General features: G+C 68.1%; 2 protein-coding genes. Both read left to right on the forward strand.

From position 1 onward, the window contains the following. The first annotated feature begins 145 nt into the window (after positions 1–145). Positions 146–478, forward strand: a complete 333-nt coding sequence (locus tag ACT84W_RS10975) for a hypothetical protein (RefSeq protein WP_444329249.1) — start codon at positions 146–148, stop codon at positions 476–478. 8 nt (positions 479–486) lie between these two features. Beyond that, the coding region (locus tag ACT84W_RS10980) for a nicotinate phosphoribosyltransferase (protein ID WP_444329250.1) at positions 487–1,707 on the forward strand (1,221 nt) is incomplete at its 3' end.

Here is a 1,707-nt window from a genome sequence, read left to right on the forward strand (position 1 = left end):
CCGCGTTCGACCTCACGGGCGTCGTCTGACGAAAATAGCCGGGCCGCCTCGCCGCATCCGCCCTGGCGCGGGTCGCGGCGAGGCGGTCCGCCCCCGTTCGGTGGAGTATAGTTTTTCTAGCTGATCGCATGACCTTGGAGGACGAATGTCCCAGAACGATACCCTGACCGACGAGGAGCGCGCCGAGCTCGAGCAGCTGCGCGCCGAGAAGGCCGCGCGCGAGCAGGCGGCGCGCGCCGCCGCCGAGCGCGCCGAGCTCGACTGCCTCCGCGCCGAGAAGGCCCAGGCGCAAAAGTCCGCCGAGGCGGCGGCTGCGCGCTCTGCTCAGCAAGCCCAGGAGGCCGCCGACCTTGAGCGCGCCCGCAAGCTCATGGAGCCCGACGATGACGACCTCAAGATGGCCCCCGGCCAGAAGATCGTCATCGCCGCCGTCGTGGGCATCGCCCTCGTTTGGCTGCTCATCACCATCTTCGGTTAGGAGACACCATGTCGCTCACCGACCGCACCAAGCCTACCGACGTCTGCCTGAACACCGACCTCTATGAGCTGACCATGGCCCAGGGGTTCTGGGAGTCGGGCCTTGTCGGCACGCAGGCCTGCTTCAACGCGTTCTTCCGCGAGAACCCCTTCGGCGGCGGTTTCGGCGTCGCCTGCGGCACGGGGCAGATCGCCGAGCTCGTCGAGAACTTCGTGTTCGACGACGAGGACGTGGACTACCTTGCCTCGCTCACGGCCCCAGGCGGCGGCCCCATGTTCAAGCCCGGCTTCCTCGAGTATCTCCGCGGGCACAGGCTCGACCTCACCATCGACGCGGTGCCCGAGGGAGAGGTCGTCTTCCCCCGCGAGCCGATGGTCCGCGTCGTGGGCCCCATCATCGACTGCCAGCTCATCGAGACCGCGCTTCTTAACCTCGTGAACTTCCAGACGCTCGTCGCCACGAAGACCGCGCGCGTGGTCAAGTCGGCCGAGGGCCACCCGGTCTCGGACTTCGGCCTGCGCCGCGCCCAGGGCCCGGACGGCGGCCTCGCGGTCGCGCGCGCCTCCTACATCGCCGGCGCGAGCTCCACCTCCAACGTGCTCGCCGGCAAGATCTACGGGATCCCCGTGTTCGGGACCCACGCCCACTCCTGGGTCATGGCTTTCTCGACCGAGCTCGGGGCCTTCCGCGCCTTCGCTAAGTCGAGCCCGAAGAACTGCTGCCTGCTCCTCGACACCTACGACGTGCACCAGGGCATAAAGAACGCCATCACGTGCGCCAAGGAGATGGAGGAGGCCGGCGAGCACCTCGCAGCGGTCCGAATCGACTCCGGAGACCTCGCGAAGCTCTCCAAGGACGCCCGCGCGGCGTTCGACGAGGCGGGCCTTCCGTACGTGAAGATCTCGGTCTCCAACGACCTCGACGAGTACACGATCCAGTCCCTCTTTGCGCAGGGGGCGCCGATCGACTCGTTCGGCGTGGGCACCAAGCTCGCAACGTGCGACCCGCAGCCGAGCCTCGGCGGCGTCTACAAGCTCTCCGCCGTTCGCGAGGGCGAGTCCGAGCCGTGGCGCCCCGTCATCAAGCTCTCGGAGCAGGCCTATAAGCGCACCATCCCCGGTATCCAGCGCGTGCTGCGGTTCTATGACGAGGCCGGCTGCCCCGTCGGCGACATGATCTGCCAGGAGGGCGCCGAGCCTGCCTGCGACGAGATGATCGACATCCTCGAC

This window comes from Paratractidigestivibacter sp. (genome assembly GCF_052362415.1).
GTDB lineage: Bacteria > Actinomycetota > Coriobacteriia > Coriobacteriales > Atopobiaceae > Paratractidigestivibacter.

Coding starts and splice junctions, on each gene's coding strand:
- ACT84W_RS10975 (WP_444329249.1), top strand. CDS start 146: ATGTCCCAGAACGATACCCTGACCGACGAGGAGCGCGCCGAGCTCGAG.